The 16,602-nt window shown below is 73.5% G+C and carries 13 protein-coding genes; 9 read left to right on the forward strand and 4 right to left on the reverse strand.

Annotated features, from left to right (window positions below; genetic code table 11):
* Positions 1–136: 136 nt before the first annotated feature.
* Positions 137–1,336, reverse strand: coding sequence for a glycosyltransferase family 4 protein (locus ACH4XV_RS21185; protein WP_395791928.1), 1,200 nt, complete (start codon positions 1,334–1,336; stop codon positions 137–139).
* A 122-nt stretch (positions 1,337–1,458) separates the two neighbouring features.
* Here ACH4XV_RS21185 and ACH4XV_RS21190 point away from each other — a divergent pair, with 122 nt between their 5' ends.
* The 5 genes from ACH4XV_RS21190 to ACH4XV_RS21210 all read left to right on the forward strand — a co-directional run bounded on the left by ACH4XV_RS21190 (position 1,459) and on the right by ACH4XV_RS21210 (position 7,425).
* Positions 1,459–2,592, forward strand: a complete 1,134-nt coding sequence (locus tag ACH4XV_RS21190; RefSeq protein WP_395791930.1) for a glycosyltransferase family 4 protein — start codon at positions 1,459–1,461, stop codon at positions 2,590–2,592.
* 198 nt (positions 2,593–2,790) lie between these two features.
* Positions 2,791–3,867: an ABC transporter permease gene (locus ACH4XV_RS21195; protein ID WP_395791932.1), complete on the forward strand. Its 1,077-nt coding sequence runs from the start codon at positions 2,791–2,793 to the stop codon at positions 3,865–3,867.
* Positions 3,857–5,080, forward strand: coding sequence for an ABC transporter ATP-binding protein (locus ACH4XV_RS21200; protein ID WP_395791934.1), 1,224 nt, complete (start codon positions 3,857–3,859; stop codon positions 5,078–5,080). Before ACH4XV_RS21195 ends, ACH4XV_RS21200 begins: the two co-directional genes overlap by 11 nt.
* A 6-nt stretch (positions 5,081–5,086) precedes the next feature.
* Positions 5,087–6,349: a glycosyltransferase family 4 protein gene (locus tag ACH4XV_RS21205; protein WP_395791936.1), complete on the forward strand. Its 1,263-nt coding sequence runs from the start codon at positions 5,087–5,089 to the stop codon at positions 6,347–6,349.
* Entirely contained in the window at positions 6,346–7,425 is a 1,080-nt protein-coding gene (locus ACH4XV_RS21210) for a glycosyltransferase (protein WP_395791938.1), read from the forward strand. Before ACH4XV_RS21205 ends, ACH4XV_RS21210 begins: the two co-directional genes overlap by 4 nt.
* Before the next feature lie 305 nt (positions 7,426–7,730).
* Here the strand turns inward: ACH4XV_RS21210 and ACH4XV_RS21215 are convergent, their stop codons facing one another.
* Genes ACH4XV_RS21215 through ACH4XV_RS21225 form a run of 3 tightly spaced genes read right to left on the reverse strand, consistent with a single transcriptional unit; the run spans position 7,731 to position 10,912 of the window.
* On the reverse strand, positions 7,731–8,876 hold the full coding sequence (locus ACH4XV_RS21215) for a glycosyltransferase family 4 protein (protein ID WP_395791940.1): 1,146 nt from the start codon (positions 8,874–8,876) through the stop codon (positions 7,731–7,733).
* Positions 8,873–9,949 (reverse strand): GNAT family N-acetyltransferase, encoded by a 1,077-nt coding sequence (locus tag ACH4XV_RS21220; protein ID WP_395791942.1) that lies wholly within the window; start codon positions 9,947–9,949, stop codon positions 8,873–8,875. Before ACH4XV_RS21220 ends, ACH4XV_RS21215 begins: the two co-directional genes overlap by 4 nt.
* Before the next feature lie 48 nt (positions 9,950–9,997).
* Positions 9,998–10,912, reverse strand: coding sequence for a polysaccharide deacetylase family protein (locus ACH4XV_RS21225; RefSeq protein ID WP_395791944.1), 915 nt, complete (start codon positions 10,910–10,912; stop codon positions 9,998–10,000).
* A 391-nt stretch (positions 10,913–11,303) separates the two neighbouring features.
* On the opposite strand from ACH4XV_RS21225, the gene ACH4XV_RS21230 reads away from it, so the two are divergent.
* Genes ACH4XV_RS21230 through ACH4XV_RS21245 form a run of 4 tightly spaced genes read left to right on the forward strand, consistent with a single transcriptional unit; the run spans position 11,304 to position 16,540 of the window.
* Positions 11,304–13,007 carry a GNAT family N-acetyltransferase gene (locus ACH4XV_RS21230; RefSeq protein ID WP_395791946.1) on the forward strand — a complete coding sequence of 568 codons (1,704 nt, stop codon included), beginning with the start codon at positions 11,304–11,306 and terminating at the stop codon, positions 13,005–13,007.
* A complete protein-coding gene (locus ACH4XV_RS21235; protein ID WP_395791948.1) occupies positions 13,007–14,578 on the forward strand; it encodes a GNAT family N-acetyltransferase in 1,572 nt (523 codons plus the stop codon). Before ACH4XV_RS21230 ends, ACH4XV_RS21235 begins: the two co-directional genes overlap by 1 nt.
* On the forward strand, positions 14,575–15,390 hold the full coding sequence (locus ACH4XV_RS21240; RefSeq protein WP_395791950.1) for a polysaccharide deacetylase family protein: 816 nt from the start codon (positions 14,575–14,577) through the stop codon (positions 15,388–15,390). Before ACH4XV_RS21235 ends, ACH4XV_RS21240 begins: the two co-directional genes overlap by 4 nt.
* Positions 15,383–16,540 (forward strand): glycosyltransferase, encoded by a 1,158-nt coding sequence (locus ACH4XV_RS21245; RefSeq protein ID WP_395791952.1) that lies wholly within the window; start codon positions 15,383–15,385, stop codon positions 16,538–16,540. The genes ACH4XV_RS21240 and ACH4XV_RS21245 overlap by 8 nt, the downstream gene beginning before the upstream one ends.
* Positions 16,541–16,602 lie beyond the last annotated feature (62 nt).

A 16,602-nucleotide genomic window follows, 5' to 3' on the forward strand; every position in this document is an offset into this window, starting at 1 on the left:
CGGTTCGAGGTGCCACCGCGCGATGGGACCGCGGGGCAGGCCAAACGTAGAGCACGCGGGGTGCCGAACGACCCCTCGACTGTGCCGGAAGTGTGGAGATTCCGTCGAGATCCGACCCGCCGTGTTCGCGGGGCCGTCACCGCACCGGACCTGACAACCCGTCACGGCCCGCTCCGGGACCGAGTGCCCGGGCATAGAACGCGACCATACGGTCGCAAACGCTGTCGATCGTGTACTCCTCGCCGAAACGTCGATACGCCGCTTCCGCGCGCATCGCGGTCTTCTCCCGCTCCGTCAGGGCCGAGACCAGCGCCGTCGCCAGCGCCTCGGGCGAGTCCGGCGGCACCAGGGCCGCGCAGTCGCCCGCCCCGGTGATCTCGCGCACCGGGGGCAGGTCGCTGGTGACGATCGGCGTCCCCACCCCCATCGCCTCGATCAGCACGCTGCCCAGGCCCTCCCAACGCGAGGGCAGCACGAACACATCGGCCGCGCCCATCAGATCGGGCACGTCGTCGCGATATCCCAGGAACCGTACGGGTTCCGCCCCGTCCGGGGAGTCCCCGGCCAGGCCGGCCGCCGCCTTCCGCAACGACTCGGTCTGCCCACCGGGCGGACCGGCCAGCAGCAGCACCGCGTCCGGCACCTCGCGGCGCACCGACGCGAACGCCGCGAGCAGTACGTCCAAGCCCTTCTGGTATTCCTGCCGGGCCGCGGTTACCAGCACCGGCACGTCGGCGCCCAGACCCAAGTCGGCCCGGGTGTGGGCCCGTCGCTCCCGCGCGCCGGCCAGCGCCTCGGGATCGCGCCCGCGCGGTACCACCTCGATCCGCGACCGGCGCACGCGCAACCGGCGCGACATCACCTCGGCCACATGCTCGGTCAACGCGTGGAACCGGCGCACCCCCTGTCCGCTGGCCGCGTCCAGACCCTGAGCGGCGCGCAGCTTCCACGGCCGAATCCCGGGCTGGGTCCGCATCTCCGCCCCATAGGAGGTGTTGACCAGGCTCGACACCACCGGAACACCGTTTGCCAGCGCGGCGAATCGCCCGGCGATGTCCGCCTCGTACAGGGTCGTGTGCACCAGATCGGGCCGGCGATCGCGGATCACCCGCGCCAACCCGCGCACCGAACCCGCGCGCGAGCCCCGGTGCACCCCGAACAGCGACGCGCCCGCCTCGACCAACTCCGGTTGAAAACCGTCGAGATCCAGGAGATACGCGACATCGAGGGTGATGCCGCGCCGGATCAGTCCCGGAGCCATCGCCACCGCCGCGCGTTCGGCGCCGCCGACCCGATCCACGCTGTCGATCACCTGGAGCACGTGCACTTGCCTCACCCCTGCCATCCCCCGCGCTCTCCCGACGCGGCCGTCGGTCACGGGACGCCCCCACCCCGCACCGCCGAGCATGTCATCGATACGCCCCCGGCGGGGCGGGATTCGTGACAACCTGTCACCCCATGGGGACAACGACCGATCGGCGTGGGGTCCTGCACGTCGTGACCGACCCCCGACGACGGGGCTCACAGGCGTTCGCCCACGATCTGGACGCGGCGCTGCGCGATCGAGGGCGGTCATCGGCGGTCGTCGCGCTGGCCGGCAGCGGGGAGATGGACTTCCCCGTGCTCGGACCGGGGCGACTGCACCCGAGCACGCTGCGCGAACTGCGCCGACGGGCGGCGGGCGCGGGCGTGGTGATCGCGCACGGCTCGACCACGCTGGACGCGTGCGGGATCGCCCTCGCGGGCACCGGGACGCCATTCGTCTACGTGAACATCGGCGACCCCCGGCACTGGGCGCGCGACGCGCTGCGCCGGGCGCGGGTGGGGTTGCTGCTGCGCCGGGCGGCGGCGATCGCCTCGGTGTCGCCGACGGGCCGGGAAATCCTGCTGCACACCTACCGGTTGGCGCCGGGTCGGGTACGGGCGATCCCCAACGGGCGGCGTCCGGAGCGGTTCCCGCCACCGGACGCGACCGATCGGTCCAAGGCGCGCGCCGAGTTGAGGCTGCCGACGGGAGCGACGGTGCTCGTCGTGGTCGGCGCGCTGGCCGTGGAGAAGCGGGTCGCGCTGGCCATCGAGGCATTCGCACAGCTCGTGGAGGGGGATTCGCAGCGTGCCGAGGAGGCGTCGGAGCACGCCGAACTCCCGACCTACCGCCTGCTCGTGGCCGGAGAGGGCCCCGAGCGCGCGGCCCTGGAGGCTTTGGCCGCGCGCCGCGCCCCGGGGCGGGTCACCTTCACCGGCAACCTCGCCGACCTGGGCCCGGTGTACCGAGCCGGCGACGTGCTGGTGCTCTCCAGCACCAGCGAGGGCGTGCCGGGAGTCCTGGTCGAGGCGGGCATGACCGCGATCCCGGCCGCCGCGACCGACGTCGGGTTCGTCCGCGACGTGGTCGTGGACGGGGTCACCGGGGCGCTCGCCGAGGTGGGCCCCGGCGCCGGGGATCCGGCCCCGCTGGTCGCCGCGATCCGCCGGGTGTTGGCCGACCGCGACGCGATGGGGCGGGCGGCCAGGGCCCGTTGCCTGGAACGACACGCGATGGAGACCGTGGTGGACGCGTGGACCGCGTTGCTCGACGAACACACGCGCTGACACCGCGGCGTCGAGGGAAGGATCGGAACGACGCCTCGGCGTCGAACGCAGGACTCGGGACGGGGCGCGAGCCCCGATTCCCGTACGGCCGAATGCGACTCGTGGGGAGATCGCATGTGCCAAGGTTGTTGTCGAACCAGGGAGGGGGAGTCCGTGGGGGAGTCTGTGGGGGGTGCCGTCGGCATGCCCGGCGACGGCATGAGCAGAATCGGCGATCTCGGCCGGGTGGCGCGGCATGCCCGACCCGGCGGCAGCGTCGACGAACCGGCCGATCACCGAACACACGTCAACGGAGTGCCCCTCGCGGGCCACGGGGGAGCGACCACGCCGACCATCGACAGTCGCACCGGCACCGGACGACACGCCGCGCCCACGGCAGGCGTCGGCGGCGGCACCGGCCGCATTGCCGCCGCCCAGGCGCCCGACCCGGAGGTCAAGGGACCACCGCCGGAGCTGCGCTTCAAGCGCCGCACCAGCCTGTTCCGCGGCATCCGGGAGTTGTGGCACTCGCGCGAACTCGTGCGCACCCTGGCCGAGCGCGACCTCAAGGCCCGCTACAAACAAGCCGTTCTCGGCTTCGCCTGGGCGATCATCACGCCCGTCCTGCTGATGCTGGTGTTCACCATCGTCTTCCAGCGGGTGGGCAACCTCAGCGAGACCGCGCACAAATACGACGTGCCCTATCCGCTGTTCAGCTACCTGGGCCTGCTCCCGTGGACGTTCTTCATGTCCTCTGTCACCCAGGGCTCGTCCTCGCTGGTGTCCAACGGGCCGCTGCTGAACAAGGTCTACTGCCCGCGCGAGGTCTTCCCGTTCGCCACCGTGATCGTGGCCACCGTCGACATGCTGATCGCGTCGAGCGTGCTGGTGGTGCTGTTCGCGGCCTACACCACGCCGCCCGCCGCGACCATGTGGGCGTTGCCGATCCTGCTGCTCATCCAATTCGAGGTCACCCTCGGCGTGGTGCTCGTGTTGTCCGCGGCGGTGGTCTACTTCCGCGACATCCGGCACGTGCTGCCGCTGCTCATGCAGATGGGCATGTTCGCCACCCCGGTCGCCTACGGCATGGACCAGATCACCAAGGACTGGCTGTTGCCCTACGTGATCAGCAACCCGCTCGCCGCGGTGATCGACGGCTACCGGCGCTCGATCCTGTACGGACAACAACCGGACTGGGAACTCACCGGCGCCGCCGGTGCGTCGGCGACCGTACTGCTGATCGTCGGCTACAAGATCTTCAAGAAGCTCGAGGCGGGGATCGCCGATGTCGCCTGACCGCACGTCGACCACGCTCGCGCCGGCCAAGCCGGGCACTCTCCCACCGGGCACCATCCGGGCCGAACACCTGTGGAAACGCTTTCGCGCGGACAGCCAACGCATGCTGCTCCGGGACAACCTGGGCCGCATCGCGCGCAAGTTGTCCGGCCGCGACCAGGCCGACTGGCGCTGGGCGTTGCGCGACATCCACATCCACATCGACCCCGGCGAGGCGGTCGGCCTGATCGGCTCCAACGGGTCGGGCAAGTCGACGCTGCTCAAGATGCTCACCGGCGTGATGTACCCCTACGCGGGCCGGCTCCAGGTGCGCGGCCGGGTCGGCGCGCTGATCGAGGTGCGCGCGGGCATCCACCCGGACCTGACCGGTCGTGAGAACGCCTTCCTGTACGGCTCGTTGCTCGGCCTCAAGCGGGCCGAGGTGGCCAAACGTTTCGACGACATCGTCGACTTCGCCGAACTGGGCACGGCGATCGACCGGCAGGTCAAGTGGTACAGCTCCGGTATGCAGATGCGCCTGGGCTTCGCGGTCGCCGCGTTCCTGGAGCCCGACGTGCTGCTCGTCGACGAGGTACTGGCCGTCGGCGACGCGCTGTTCCAGCAAAAATGCCTGGACCGGATGCGGGTGGTGCTCGAACAGGGCACCACGCTGGTCCTGGTCTCGCACGACCTTGCGTCGGTCGAGTCGATCTGCACGCGCGGCATCTGGCTGGAGCAGGGCGAGATCCGCACCGACGGCCCGATCCGGCAGGCGCTGCGCGGATATCGGGACAGCGTCGAGGAGGAGACCGAGGCGCGCACCCGCACCGACGAGGCGATCCGCACCACCTACGTCGACGTGCGCGGCGTGGACACCGCCGGTCCCACCACCAACCGGTCGATGGTCGTCGAGGCCGACTTCGTCGGCGACTTCCGCGGCTCGGCCACCGTGCACATCGGCGTCACCGAGGGCACCGCCAGCCCGGTCTTCACCACCCGCCGCGACGTGCGGTTCGGCCCGTCGGGTACCCGGGTCAAGTGCACCCTGGACCGACTGCCGCTGCCCCGGGGGCGCTACGCGCTGTGGATCGGCGTCTACGACGGCGACGGACATCCGCTGACCGCGTGGCATCCGGCCAAACAGTTCGACGTGGCCGGTCCCGAACTCGACACCCCGCCGCGCGCGGTCGTGCTCGCCGCGCCGGTGTACGTCGACCACACCTGGGAGGGGTGAACGAGCGTGCGCATCCTGGTGTGTCCGCACGACATGCAACTGGGCGGCAGTTCGATCAACGCGGTGGACCTGGCCCGCGCGGTGCGCGACCTCGGCCACGAGGTGTGGGTGATGGGCCGTCAGGGCCCGCTGCGACAGCGGGTCGCCGCCGCGGGCCTGCCGCTGCTCGCGCTGCCCGAGCGGGCGCACGTACGTCCCTCGCCCGCCGTCTCGCGCGCCATCGCGGCGGCGGTGCGCCGGCATCGCATCGACGTCGTGCACACCTACGAATACTGGCCGCTGGTCGAGGCGTTCCTGGGCGCGTTCGTCCCGCGCGGAACGCCCGTACTGGGCACGATCATGTCGATGGGCAGCCTGCCGCCGTACTTCCCGCGCACCGGCGTGCCGCTCACCCTCGGCTACGGCGACCTGTACGAGGAGACCGGCGAGGTGCGCGGCCTGGAGGGTGCCCGCGTGCACCTCCTCGAACCGCCGGTGGACACGGCGATCGATCACCCGATCGCGGACGGGGCCGACACCGAGGTGGACGTGGACGCCTTCGCCGCCGAACACGGGCTGCCGGGGCCCGCGCCCACCGTGGTGCTGGTCTCGCGCCTGGCCCGCCACCTCAAGCAGGAACACCTGGAACGCACCGTCGACGCGGTGGCCCGACTGTCGCCGAAGGTTCCCGGATTGCGCCTCGTGCTGGTCGGCGGCGGCTCGATCGAGAGCGAACTCCAGGCCCGGGCCGCGGCGGCGAACGCCGAACTGGGCCGGCGCGCGATCGTGCTGACGGGCGAGATGGCCGACCCGCGACCGGCGTACGCGCTGGCCGACGTGGTGGTCGGGATGGGCAGTTCGGTGCTGCGCGGGATGGCCTTCGGCAAACCCACCGTGGTGGTCGGCGAACAGGGCTTCAGCAAACCGGTCACGCCCGAGACGATCGGCGAATTCGACGGCCTCGGCTTCTACGGCCTGGGCACGGGCCGGGTTCCCGTCGAACACGACGCGCTGGTCGACCAGTTGACCACACTGTTGGGCGACCGGGCCGAGCGTGAGCGCATCGGCGCCTGGTCGCTCGACCTGGTCCGCGAGCGCTTCGCGCTGGACAGCCAGGCGCTGCGGCTCGTCGACTGGTACGAACAGGCCCGCGCCGAACACCCGCCCGCCCGTGGCCGGGTCGGCGAGGCGGTGCGCGTCGGCGGACGACTGGTCGGCTTCAAGGCCGGGCAGCGCGGTCAGGCACTGCGCCGACGCACTCGGGGCGGGCGCGGAGCCTCGGCCCGATGACCGGGCCGGCGGGGCTGACCCTGCTGCATGTCGGGGCCTTCTCCGGGTCGGTGCCGGCGCTGTGCCGGGCGCTCGCGGAGCGCACGGAGGTGGCCGCGCACGACCTGATGCCGCTGGCCCGCGCGCCGGGGCTGGCCGCCGCCCGGCTGCGGGCGGTGCACGAGGCGCGGCTGGCCGGTCCCGGGACGCCGTGGACCAAGACCGGCGCGTGGACGGCGGCGCTGGACCGCAGGGTGCGCTCGCGCGGACTGCTCGACTCGGGGCGGCCGGTGCTGATCGTGCAGACCCTGCCCGCGCTGACCCCGCCGCCGGGCGTGCGCTACGGCGTATACACCGACCGGGTCGGCTTGGAGGGCGCGGCGGTCGGCGGTGTGCATCGATCCCGCTACTCCGATGGATGGTTGGCCCGGGAGCGGCGGTTGTTGCTGGGCGCACACCGGGTGTTCGTGATGGGGCCCAGCACGGCCGACGTGCTGGTGCGCGAGTACGGCCTGGCCGCCGATCGGGTGCACGTGGTCGGCTCCGGAACCAACGCCGAACCCGCGCCGGACGCCGATCCCGGTCCGGTCGGCGCGGATCCGCCCCGTCTGCTGTTCGTGGGCACCCAGTGGGAGCTCAAGGGCGGCCCGCTCCTGCTCGCCGCCTTCGCCCGGCTCCACGCCCGCGACCCGCGCCACCGGCTGACGCTGGTCGGTAGCGGTCCGGCGGGGGAGTTGCCGGTCGGGGTGACCGCGCTGGGCCGGGTGCCGCACACCGCGATGGGCGCCGCGTACGCCGCCGCCGACGCGGTGGTCATCCCCACGCACATGGAGGCGTTCGGGATAGCCCTGATCGAGGGCCTGATCCGGGGGCTGCCGTGCGTGGCCTCCACGGTCGGCAACCAGCCCTGGATCATCGGCGACGCGGGCCTGACCGTACCCCCGGGCGACGAGGAAGCCCTGGTCGTGGCGCTGCGCCAACTGAGCGCCGACTACCCCTCGTTCCGTCAACGCGCGGTGGTCCGGGGCGAGGAGCTGCGGGCGACGATGACATGGCCGACGGTGGCCGCGCACATTCTGGCGGAACTGTGCGGATAGCGGTTCGGTGACGGCCGGGCGCCTGATCGAGGTCCATCGCGGCCTGAGGATCTCCGAGGAACAGCGCCAACGTTTCATCGAGCTTATCTCGCCGCCGAACCGCCGTCCGACGAACCGTTTCGGGAGGCGCTGCGCTCGCACGTGGAGCTCGGCACCCACGTGGCCAAGCAGAACTCGCACGCCGAGACCGACGACGAACTGCACCCGCTGCGCGAAGTCCCGCACTGGGACCGGCCGTCGATCGCATGAAGCCGGGCCCGGCGACGTTCCCCTCGCCGCCGGGCCCGCTTCGATCCGCCGGGCGGCTAATCCCCGCGCAGCGCCGCGCGTTCGTATACCCGGGCGAAGCCGTCGAGCATGTGTTGCCGGGTGAAGCGGGCCAGGACCCGTTCCCGGCTCGCCGTGCCCATCCGGGCCCGGGTGTCCGCGTCGGTGAGCAACTCCCGGCAGGCCATCACCAGTCCGCCCCGATCGCCCGCGCGCAGCAGGCGCCCGGTGACGCCGTCGGCGACCACGTCGGTGACCCCGCCCACCGCCGTGGCCACGACCGGGACGCCCGCGACCATCGCCTCGGCGACCGCGAGGCCGAAGCCCTCGTAGTGGGACGTGGACAGGAACAGGTCGGCCGCGTCGAACGCGTCGCCCAGCCGAGGCAGCGGCGGCACCACCCGCACGTGCTTGCCCACCCCCAACCGCTCGATCAGCGCCGGGATCTCCGGTTCCTGGCGGCCGATGATCAGGAACACCACCGGCGGTCCGGCGTCGCCGAGCCCCCGCACCACGTCGGCGCCGACCCGCACCATCAGCGGGATGTTCTTCTGCGCGGCCCGGCCCACCCCGACCACAACGAGCGCCTCGGGCGCGATGCCCAACTCGGCGCGCAGCCCGGCCCCGGCGGCCGGATCCGGCTCGTGGACCGGCACGCCCAGCGGCACCAGCGGGATGCGCTCGGGCCGCCATCGCACGATCGCCGCGGTCGCGTCGCGCACGTGGGTCGAGTGGGCGAACGGCCGGAACCCGGCCGCCTTGACCATGGCGACCTCGATGCCGTTGGTCAACCGCGAGTGCAGGCCGTCCTTCAACGGCTCGTGCACCTCCATCACCCGGGGCAGCCGGGGGCAGGCCAGGGCGGCGGGCAGCGAGAGGCGGGCCGTGCCGCTGTGCGCGTGCAGCACGTCCGGGCGCAACTCCCGGACCTTCGCCGCGATCCGTAGCCCCAACCGCACCTCGTCCCTGGGCCCGGCGGGCCCGGTGTGGTCGAGCGCATGCACCGTCACATTCGGCCCCAGCTCGCCGAGTTCGTCCTCCTCCCAGGCGGGTCGGGCGCTGATCGCGTGGCAGTCGAACCGCTCCGGGTCGAGCCCGGCGAGCACCTGCCGGCTCACCTGCGGGATCCCGCCGCCGACGCTCAGCCGCCACACCACGTGGACGAGCCTGATCCGCTCCTTCACGATTCCCCCCGCGCCGGTCGCCGCCGGCGATCCCGGGCCCGGCGGGCCGCGGCCTTCGCGCCGAGGAGCGCGCCGGCCGCACCGCGGGCCACCAACCATGTCGTGTCGTATCGATCGGTCGCGCCGAACCGATGCTTGAACTCCTCGGCGCCGCGCAGGAAGTCGAACGTGGCCACCTTGCGCTCGGCCAGCGCGGTCAGCGTCTCGTGGAACAGCACCGTGCCCAGGCTCGCCTTCGCGTAGGCCGGATCCCACCCCAACTGGTAGTACGCGAACGTGTCCTGCCACAAAAACCCGTACAGAACCCCCACCACCGCGCCCGCCGGATCCCGCGCCACCAACGCGCACGGCCCGCGCCCGGGTTCGGCCCGCGCCGCCAGCGCCGCGTGCAGCGGACGCCGGGAGGCGTCGAACGCGCTGGAGGCGCCGATCGTGTCCCGGCGCAGCCGATGCAGCCGCAGCAGGTCGTCGAACACCTCCGACGTCATCTCGCCGGGCCCCGCCCAGGTGAAGACGACCCCCTCGGCCGCGAGCCGGCGCGCCTTGCGCCGCACCCCCTGGCGGTGCCGGGCCGAGCCCAGGGCGTCCGGGTCGGCGGGCATCACCGGACAGGCCGTGCGCTCGATCTCCCGGGCGCCGGGCGGTAGATACGGATCGCCCGTGCCCGGATCCAGGTGCGGGAAGAGCATGCTGCGCCGCCGCGCGAGTGTGGCCAGCCAGGCCCGTACGTCCTCGTGTCGGTGCGGCGCGACGGCGAACCCGCAGTGGTCCGCGGCGCCGATCCCGCTGCCGAGCACGGTCCAGACCGGCACCCCGCCGGGCAGCCGGGGGTGCAGCCGCTCACGGGTGCGCAGCAGCGGTACGACCGCCTCGGCGGCGCCGTCGTCCCCGCGCCACACCGCGACCAGCACGCGGCCGGCCTGCTCCCGGCCCAGCGACTCGGTCCAGCCCAGCACCCAGTCGGGCGTGGCGAAGTACGACGTCCCGGGCGTCGCGGCGACCAGCGCGCGCCAGGACGGCACCAGCGCCGCCAACTCCCCGGGCGAGCGCAACAATGTGGGCAGAGCAAGCACGAAGATCCCCCCGGACCTCGAAACCGACGCCGAACCGGACCCGACCCCTCACCGCCCGCCGCGCAACGCGTGCACGGCCGAATGCAGCCCGGAGACGATGGTGGCGAACCGATCCGGGCGGGTGTTCGAGCCGACCCGCAGGCGGGAGATCCGCAACGGGTGATCGGGCAACCGGGGCCCGAGCCGGTGGTCGAACAGGAAGCCCGAACGGTAGCCCAGTTCGTCGAGCAACCGCTCGGCGCGCACGTCCCAGTTCCCGTTCGGATATGCGAACGAACTCGGCGCCCGGCCCAGCAGCTTGGTCAACCGCGCGTGTGCGTCCACCACTTCGGCCCGCACATCCGCGTCGGAGCAGTGGTCGAGCAGCGGATGGGTGAGCGAGTGGTTCTCCACCCGGATCCCGCCCGACTCCAGGGTGCGCAGATCCGCGCCGGTCAACTGCTCGCCGAGCACCGGCTCGTGTCCCTCACGCAGCGCGGCGAGCAGGCGCAGTCGGCGCTCCTGCGGCACGGTCTTGAGATACGCGACCCACCCGCTCGGCGACCGCTCCGGTTCGCCCGCGACCCGCGCCCCGGCGGTGACCAACCGGTGCGCCTCGTGCCACCAGAACGGCGTGCGCGAGTCGATCACCGAGGCCACCACGTAGGCCACTCCCGGGATGCCGCGTTCGCGCAGCAGCGGCAGGCCGTGCTCCAGGATGCTGCGCTCGCCGTCGTCGAAGGTCAACAACACCGCCCGGGCGGGCAGCGGGCGTCGATCGCCCAGCGCCGCCTCCACCTCGTCCAGCGACACCGGCCGGGCGATCCGCTTCAACCGGTCCAACTGCCCGGCGAACACGTCCGGATCGGAGATCCCGTGATACCCGAGCACGGCCAGCCGCAGCCGGGACCGGCGGGCGAACCACACCTGCGCCGGAGACCGCCGCAACAGCGCGTCACCACCGCCCCGCAGCGAGGACCGCATCGACGACCCCACCGACGACCGCAACGTCCCCACCCTCGAACCGCCCACCCGCGCCTCCCCGGTCCCGCGGTTCCCCAGCCTCTCGGCCCCCGCTGCCGGAACCGTAACAGCGGGGTCACCTCCCGTCAGCCGGACACCGAACGTCCGCCCGGTCGACACCGCACATCCACCCGAACTCCCGCCAGGTCATGGCAAGGTCGTCAACGTCGGATATCGCGGAACATCACCCCAGACTCGTGGACGGATCGCGAAACACCCTTCACGCGTGCCCCATCCGGCCTAATCTGGTCGGCGGGCGACCCGAGCCCCGACCGTGTGGGGGCGGCGGCGCCGGTCGGGCACAAACGTTCCGATGCTGCTCACATCGGGACCGCGAGGTGGGGGCCGGGCGATGAATCGTGCATCGACCCTGCGCGCCGAGGAGATCGATGGCGATCTCGCTCGCGCGTGGGACGAATTGGTGGTCGGGAGGGGGGTTCAGGCAGACGTCTTCGACACCCACGCATGGGCGTCGTCGTGGTTGGCGACCCGACCGCAGCGCGCCGAACACGTACGCGTGCCCGCCGTGTTCGGCGGGGATCGGCCGCTGGCCCTGCTGCCGCTCGAACTCGACTCGACCGGTCGCGCCCACGAACTCGGCCGCGGCCAGCGCGAACGCACCCGTGTCGTCATCGGCACCCCCGAACCACGCCCCGACGTGCTGGGCGCGCTCACGGGCGAACTGCGCCGGGTCGGCATCCGCGAGTTGACGCTGCACCGCATGCCCAGCCGCGACCCGGCCACACACGCGCTGCTCGGCGCGCTGCGCGAGGCCGGCTACGCGGTGGACGTGCGCGAGCGGATGACCGACATGATCGAGTCCACCCCCGACGGCTGGTCCGGCTACCGGGCCCGCCATCGCGGCTTCGACAGCGCCGTCGGACAGGCCACGCGCCGCGCCGGCCGGCTGTGGAAGTTGCGGGTCGTCGCGTACGGCGCCCCCGGCGGCCCGCCGCTCGCGGCCGGACTGGCCGACCACGAAGAGCTGTTCGACCTGAGCTGGAAGGGCCGACTCGGCGCCGCCCCGGAGCGCCGCCGGTTGCTCACCCGCGCGCTCGACGAACGCGGCCTGGCCCGGCTGTACGTGCTCTACGCCGAGGACCGCGCCATCGCGTCCTGCCTCGGCGTGCGGATCGGCCCGGTGATGCACTGGCACACCGTCGCCTACGACCCGGCCGCCGCGCTGCTGTCGCCGGGCAACGTGGTGCACTGGCGCGCCCAGGAACTCGCTTTCGCCGAGAGCGGGTTGACGCTGATCGACCTGCTGCCGGGGGCGAGCCCGCTGAAGGACCGGATCAGCAGCGAACGACCCGCGCTGCTCGACGTGTGCGCGGCCCGGGTGCCGCGCCGGGTGTTGCCGCTGCTGCGCGGGGCCCGCGAGGTGCAGCGCGCCGTACCGATCGCCACCCGCGCCCGGATGGGCCGGCTGCGCGCCCGGGTCGGCGCCGTCCCGCCCGGCCACGCCGGCACCGCCCGCCGGCTGGAGGCGCGACCGGCGACCGAGGTACCGGCCCGACCCAGCCCCGAACTGATCTTGGACCAACCCACCTTGCGCCTGCTCACCGTGGCCTGCGCGCGCCGGGGCCCGCAGGAGATGCGAGCCGACTGGGGACCGGACGACCGCTGGTACCGGATCGGCGCGGGCCCCCTCGCGGTGGCCCGGGTCGACTTCGGTGAGCCGGTGCCCACCCTGCGCGAGGTCGTGCGCTACGACCCGGCATACACCCTGGAGGCGATCGCGCTGATGCTCGCCGACCTGCTCGCGTCGCCCGTCCGCTACCTGGACGAGGTACCCGTGCGCGACCCCCGCCTGCGCTGGCCGCGCACCTGGACCGGGCTCGATCCCGGTGCCGCCGACCACGTCGCGCTCGGTCACCCCGTCACCGACCCCGATGCCGCCGACCATGCGGCAGCCGCCCCGGTCACCGAAGCCGACGCCGGCGGCCGGGAACACGACGAACACGGGGCCGCCGAGGCACCCGGACCGCACGGAGCACCCGGACCGCACGAGGCACCCGGAGCGCACGGCGCGCTCAGCCGGGCCCAGGGGGCCTGATGCGGGCCCGCCCGATGCACCCCCTGGAGATCGACGGCGCCTTCGCCGGCTCCTGGGACCGCCTGGTCGCCGCGCGGGGCGTACACGCCGACCCATTCGACACGCACGCCTGGTTCGCCTCCACCCTGCACGGCCACCACGACCCGCTGGACGACATCCGCGTGGTCTCCGTGCTCGACGACGCCGACCAACCGCGCGCGCTGCTCCCGCTGGAGCGGATCGGCCCCGACCGCTGGGGCGTCTTCTCCGCACACCGCCGCCCCCGCAGCCACGTGGTGGTACACCCCGACGAGCCGCACGGCGCCGACTCGATCGCCGACGCCCTCGCCCGCACCGGCGTACGCGAACTGCGCCTGCACCGCATGCCCAGCCGCGACCCCGAGACGCACCGCCTGATCGCCGGGCTGCGCGCCTGCGGCTACACGGTCGACGCCCGGGAGAAGGCGTGCGACATGCTCGCCGGCGTCGAGGGCGGCTGGGCCGGCCACCGGGCCCGCTTCCGCAGCTTCGACCGCTACGCGCACCGCTTCGCCACCCGCGTCCGCGCGCAGTGGGACCTGACCGTCGACCGGATCGGCGGCCCCGGCACCCGCGAAGACGACTTCGACGCCGGCTTCGCCGTCTACACCGACCTGTTCGCCCGCAGTTGGAAGGGCCCGCTCCAGCCCGCCGCCGCCGACGCGCGGCGCGACCTGATCGCCCGCGCCGCGCGCCACGACTGGGCCCGGCTGTACATCCTGCGCGTGGACGGCGTGCCCGCCGCGATGCACCTGTGGTTCCGCCTCGGCGACGTGGCCACCTGGCACTCCACCGCCTACGACGAACGATTCGCCGCCCTGGGCATCGGCACCGTGGTGCAGTGGCAGGCCCAGGAACTCGTCCTGGCCGAACCCTGGCCCGCCGGCACCGAGCCCCGCCTGGTCGACCTGATGCCCACCCGCACCCCGCAGAAATTGCGACTCGCCCCCGAACGCCCCGCCCTGTGGGACATCGAGGCCGTCCGCGACCGACGCCTGCTCGCCGTCACCCTGCCCGCCCGCGGCTTCGCCCGGGCCACCCGGATGTCGGTCGAGCAACACCTGCGGGTGCGCCGCGCCAAGGCCGCCCCGGTCGAACCGACTCCGGTCGCCGAGACGGTGATCCCACCCTCGATCAATCCGCACGAGGGCGGCGACAAACCGGACCCGGTACACGAGGCCGGCCTCGCCGACAACCGCGCGATCGCGCTCGCCTGCGGCTACCGGGGCACCGACGCGGTCGACGCCGGCCGCTCCCGCGGCGAGACCTGGTGGCTGGTCGGCGAGGAACCGCACACCCTCGTACACCTGGCCCCGGACCGGACCGTGCACACCGTCGCCGCCCTCGGCACCGACCGCACCCTGCCGCGCGACCGGCAGCCGCACGAGGCCGCACGCAGCGTGGCCACCGCCCTCGGCGAGACGCTGCGCCTGTACCTGCCCGACCCCGCCGGGACCCCCGGAACCCCGCTGCGCCGGGAACCGGAACCGGTTCCGTGGCCGGTCGCCCGCACCGGCACGACCCGCCTCACCCCGAAGGGCACCACCCGATGACCGCCATCAGCGGCGACCGCGTGCGCACCACGCTCAAGCGCGGCCTGGCCGCCACCGCCCTCGCCCGCGACCCCGCGCCCGGCGCCACCCTGCTCATCTACCACCGCGTCGGCGGCGGCACCCGGGACGAACTCGACCTACCAGCCGACGCGTTCCGCACCCAGCTCGACCTGCTGCCGGCCCGGCACGTGGTCTCCCTGGACACCGCCGTGGACCGGCTCGCGGCCGGCGACCCCACCCCGTCGATCGTGCTCACCTTCGACGACGGCTTCGCCGACGTGTACGCCAACGCCTGGCCCGAACTGCGGTCCCGCAAGCTGCCGTTCACCCTCTACCTGGCCACCGGCTGCATCGACGCCGAGATGCGCTGGGAGGGCTCCACCGGCACCAGCGGCGGATCCGCCGCGCTGACCTGGGACCAGGTGGCCGAACTGGCCGACTCGGGGCTGGCCACCATCGGCAACCACACCCGCAGCCACGCCCGCCCCGAAGCGCTCACCGCGACCGAACTCGACGACGCCTCCGACGACATCGAACGCCGACTCGGCCGCCGCCCCGCGCACTTCGCCTACACGTGGGGCGTCGCCGTCCCGGACATGGAACACGCGCTGCGCTGCCGGTTCCGCAGCGCCGCCACCGGCGTGCTCGGCCGCAACCGGCCCGGCTGCGACCCGATCCGGCTGCGCCGGGTCCCGGTCCGGCGCACCGATCCGCCCGCGTTCTTCCGGGCCAAGCTCGGCGGCCGGCTCGGCCAGGAACGCGCCTACGCGGCCGTGGTCGGCCTCGGCAAGAGGGCCGGTGCGCATGCGTGAGCCACGCGGACCCGGCGGGCGCCCACTGCGGATCGCCCACCTGACCACCGTCGACATGAGCCTGGCGCTGCTGCTTCGCACCGAACTGGAAGAGGACGTTGCCGCCGGCTTCGAGACCTTCGGGATCAGCGCCGCCGGCCCCTACGTGCCCGGGATCGAGGAGTTGGGTGTCACCCACGTCCCGCTGAACTCACTCACCCGCGCCTGGAATCCGCGTCGCGACGCCGCCGCGGCCGGCGAACTCGTGCGCACACTGCGCCGGTTGCGCCTGGACGTGCTGCACACGCACAACCCCAAGACCGGCGTGCTCGGCCGCCTGCTCGGCCGCGCCGCCGGCGTGCCCGTCGTGGTCAACACCTGCCACGGCCTGTGGATCCGCCCCGGCGACCCGTGGGCGCGGCGTGCGTTCGTCCTCGGCACCGAGAGCCTGGCCGCCCGCGCCTCGCACGCCGAGCTGTACCAAAACGCCACCGACCACGCCACGCTGCGCCGGGCCGTGCCCGGATGGCGCTCGCGCGTGGTCGGCAACGGCACCGACCTCACCCGCTTTCGCCCCGATCCCGCCGCCCGCGCCACGATCCGCGCCGAACTCGGGGTGGCCGAAGACGAACTCCTCGTCGGCGGAGTCGGGCGGCAGGTCGCGGAGAAGGGCATCCTCGAATACGTGGAAGCAGCCGGACTGCTCGCGGGCAAGGCCCGATTCGTCTGGATCGGACCCGAGGACCCGGACAAGCCCGACGCGATCGCTCGGGCCGCGCACGATTCGCCCGTCGAATTCGTCGGCGCGCGCGCCGACATGCCCGCCGTCTACAACGCGCTCGACGTCTTCGTCCTGCCCTCGCACCGCGAGGGCTTCTCACGATCCGCCATGGAGGCCGCCGCTTGCGCGCTGCCCATGGTGCTCAGCGACATCCGAGGCTGCCGCGAGATCGGCACCCACGGCGAACACCTGTTGCTCGCGCCGGCCGGGGAGGCGCACTCCCTGGCCGCCGCGATGGACCGACTGATCAGCGAACCGGACCTGCGCGCCGCACTGGGCGCCGCGGCCCGGAGCCGCGCGCTGGCCGAGTTCGACCAACGACGCGTGGCCCGCGTCTCGATCGACACCTACCGGGCCGTGGCCGCACGCCGCGGCCTGGGCTGGACGTGAGGCACACACAAGGCGCCGGCCGGTGAGGGAGACGCCACCGGCGCCCGTGGAACACCACAATC

This window comes from Embleya sp. NPDC020630 (assembly GCF_044334985.1).
Taxonomy (GTDB): Bacteria; Actinomycetota; Actinomycetes; order Streptomycetales; family Streptomycetaceae; genus Embleya.